Raw genomic sequence first — 4,210 nt, 5'->3', positions numbered from 1 at the left:
TGGACAAACCGTCAATTGGACCAAGTCTGATGCCAACGGTAGCTTCGCATCTGCTTCTACAACCACCAATGCCAGTGGTATTGCCACGGTTGTTTTAACTACCCATACAGTTGCTGGTACTGCTACCTCTGTCACGGCCACTACTTCAAGTATTACAGGTACTTCTCCTACCATCACTACGGTGGCTGGACCGGTAGATGCAAGTAAATCAACTCTAACGCCAACCTCGGCTAGTATTACTGCCGATGGTACCTCAACGCAATTGTTAACTGTAACGGCTAAAGACGCAAATGGAAACAATGTGGGTACTGGTGGTGCTACGGTTACTATCACTCGACATACAGGAACGGGTGTAATAGGTTCGGTTTCAGATGGAGGAAATGGTACTTATACAGCCACCGTTACAGCACCAACTACGGTGGGAACTGGGGAATTTGTAGCAACTATTGGGGGAAATCAAGTACAAAATGGAACTGGTTCTCAACAACATAGTGTCATTACTTATACGGTTGGAAACGCGGCCAAATTGACCATTCAAACCCAACCAAGCAATACTGCTTCCAATGCAGCCATAAATCCAGCCATAACCGTGCGAATTGAAGATGCCAATGGAAACCTGACATCATCGACTGCTAATATCACCGTAGCCATTGGGACGAATCCAGGATCGGGAACACTATCAGGAACTAAAACAGTGGCCGCTGTTAATGGGGTAGCGACATTTAATGACTTATCGATCAATAATGCTGGATCAGCTTATACCTTAAGTTTCTCCAGCTCTGGCTTAACGGGAGCTACTTCTAATACATTTAATATCACTTCTGGTGGTGCCACAAAATTAGCATTTAGCGTACAACCAAGTAATGCTACTGCAGGATCAAGCATTAGCCCAGCTATTAAAGTTCAAATTTTGGATGCCGCAGGAAATCCAACTTCTTCAACTGATAACATTACCCTTTCTATTGAAACCAATCCTGCGTCTGGAACACTTTCAGGTACACTGACTCAGGCAGCAGTAGCAGGTGAAGCTACTTTTACTGGTATTTCCATCAATAAATCCAGTGCTTCTTCCTACAAATTGAAGGCTACTAGTGGTACTTTGACTGAAGCTATTTCATCTACTTTCATCATTTCTCCCAATACACCAACGGCCATTGAGGTGACTGACATCAATCCAGCTGTGGGTATATTAGGAATTAACAACAACATTATTCGAGTTAGTTTAAAGGATGCCTATGGTAACTACTCCCCTGCGCCATCCGACATTGGAGTCGAACTAAGTTTATTCATTGGGGCTACCGATCGTACATCTGATGGAATAGAGCGAACTAATTCTTCCAATGTAGTACAGTCCAACCCTATCCAAGCTACTATTTCTAGTGGGAACTATTATACAGATATAAATTATGTACGATATAAAGTTTCAACGGTAGATAAATCGACTAACCCATATACCATTAACAATAATGCTACCATCAAAGCCGCTAAGTATTCGGCTGGAGGTCCTAGTTTAAGTACAGGAACCAGCGCAGCATTCACCATTACAGAGGGTAAAATTTACTCTCCCAAATCAATTGGAAATTGGAATGCTGTAACCTGGTCCATCTCAAACGATGGGGGAACTACTTTTGCAGATACAGTGGGCATTAAGTACAATTACGACAAATACGATATCGTAAAAATACCCTCAGGTATTACGACTACGCTTAGTCAATCCGTTTCCTTATACAGTATGATTATTGATGGTACTTTCGACCTAAGCACTGGAGGTACTCTAACTTTGAATCATCACTCTGGAATTTATGGAGAATATAATGTACATACCCACGGAACTTTTAAAAATTCCGGGGGTGATTTTGTGAATACCAATGAAAATGGAGGCAACGGATATTTGCCTAATTTCCACGGAGGTACCTATTGGCATGCCCGCGATGGAGGATCTATACCAAAGGCCCTTTGGACAACGCAAGCTTCTGGGGCTTTAACAAAAATTACGGGGCTTTCCTCTACCTCATTGACTAGTGGATTTAATCAAGCATTCTTGAATTTTGAATGGGACAACTCCTATTCTGATCAAACCATGCATGGTAATGTTAGCATCGCTAATGATTTTTATCTAAAAAGTGGCTCTTTCTCCATTGGAGATAATAATACCTTAACCTTAAACCAATCGGTTAATGGATCTAGTAATGGTAAATTAAAAGGAACAAATTCTTCCACATTACATGTAAATACTACCTCAGGAAGTCCTAGTCTAGATTTTGCTTCCGGCGGACAAAATTTGAAAGAATTAAAGGTTAATGTGACGGGTGGAAGTTCTTTGACTATTCCAGCTGATTTAACCATCAACAATACCTTGAATTTGGTATCAGGACATGTGGTCATGGGGAACAATAAAAAGTTAAGCTTCCCTGCGGACGCCACTATCACAGGTGCTTCTGACACTCGTTATGTAGAAGGTACTATATCGAGGGTTATTCCAAAACAAACAGACCCTTCTGTTTCCTTCCCGATTGGTGATGCTTCTGCCTATACCCCTGTAACCTTAGATTTCAGTGGTAGAAGTTCCTCTTCTACAGACCTAACCATTGAATCCTCGACCAACACATTAGCAGACAATACATCCATCAGCGGATCCGGTATTCGAGGTGACAAATATGTTAAGAGAAAATGGAGAGTTAGTGACGGAAGTGGTTCAGCAGCTAATGGATTTACTACCTATAACATTACCTTAGGTTTCCCAAGTGGTGACATCGTAGGTTCTGCCAGTCTATCCAACATGGTCGTGCGCAAAAATTCAGGTTCATGGAAGGCCCCAAGTGGTCATGTACGCACAGATGGTAGCACGAAAACCATTAAAGGTCAGAACTTTAACTCTTTCTCTGATTTCTACATTGGAGAATCTACAGGAGCAACCAGTTTCTCATTGAATAGTCCAGCCGATATTACTGCAGGAACTAGAGCTGCCTATGTGGGAACCCGATTAGATGCTGGTTCTTTACCATATACTACGGGTGCTCAAACTGCCTATTTATTCTCCACCAGCGGAGGTGTATTTTATGACGCAGCCTCTGGAGGTAATGTCATCACAAGCGTAGATTTTGCTGATGGTTCGTCGACCGTAAATTTCTGGTTTGAAAAAACAACTGTTGGTACCTACACCGTCACTTTGTCTGATGCAACCCCAGCTGACGCTGGAGCTGGAGTTGTAGATGCCACGGATGATATTGCTGTAACTGTTGGTACAGTCAATGCAGCTGCATCCACTTTAACACCAACGGTGGCTAGTATCACTGCCAATGGTACATCTACCCAAGTATTAACAGTTACTGCGAAAGATGCCTATGGCAACAATATCAGTGCGGGTGGTTCAACCGTAACCATCACAAAATCTTCTGGAACAGGTACCATTAGCTCTGTTTCTGACAACTCAAACGGAACTTATACAGCAACCGTTACATCTCCTACTTTAACCGGTACAGGTGTCTTTGTAGCAACCTTGGGTGGAGCCGCAGTAAAAAGCGGAACAGCTAATCAAACGCAGTCAACCATCACCTATACGGAAGGGGCCGCTTCCAAATTGGTTATTTCCAACATCGCTCAGCAAACCGCAGGTAATGGATTCAGTGTAACGGTAACTCTTACGGATGCCAATGGAAACCCCGTTAATGCTACTGCAGATGGCACAGTTACATTGACGCTGAAAACAGGTAATGGAACTTTAGGAGGTACATTAACTGGTACCATATTGAATGGCGGAAGTGATGTGACTATTTCAGGGGTTACTTATACAAAAGCAGAGAGTGGAGTAGAATTGACTGCCACTGGTTCAGGTTCAGGTAATGTAAGTAGTAAAACAGGCAATTCCAATGCATTTACCGTAGTAGCTGGAGCAGCTAGCAAATACATCGTAACAAGCAGCTCTTCTTCTCCTACCGCTGGGGGTACCGTAACCATCACCGCTCAATTAGTCGATGCCAACAATAACCCAGTAAGCACTTCGGGTAAAACCATCACTTGGTCCAAGAGCGATGCCAATGGTTCTTTCTCTTCTGCGACTAGTACAACCGATGCCAATGGTATTGCTACTGTAACATTTACTTCACATACAGTTTCTGGTACTACGACTACCATTACGGCCACTGATAATACTAGCTTAACGGGTACTACTTCTAACATAACTACCGGTGTAGGTACGGCTTCTAAATTA

At 42.8% G+C, this 4,210-nt stretch carries 1 protein-coding gene; it reads left to right on the top strand.

Going from position 1 to position 4,210, the window contains the following annotated elements:
- Window positions 1-4,210 (top strand): beta strand repeat-containing protein (locus tag ESB04_RS12310; RefSeq protein ID WP_164969665.1); only part of this gene is annotated, 4,210 nt, incomplete at both ends.

The organism is Aquirufa rosea (genome assembly GCF_004118285.1).
Classification (GTDB): Bacteria; Bacteroidota; Bacteroidia; order Cytophagales; family Spirosomataceae; genus Aquirufa; species Aquirufa rosea.
The sequence above is the reverse complement of the archived record's forward strand: the minus strand, read 5'-3'. Positions and strand labels throughout refer to the sequence as shown.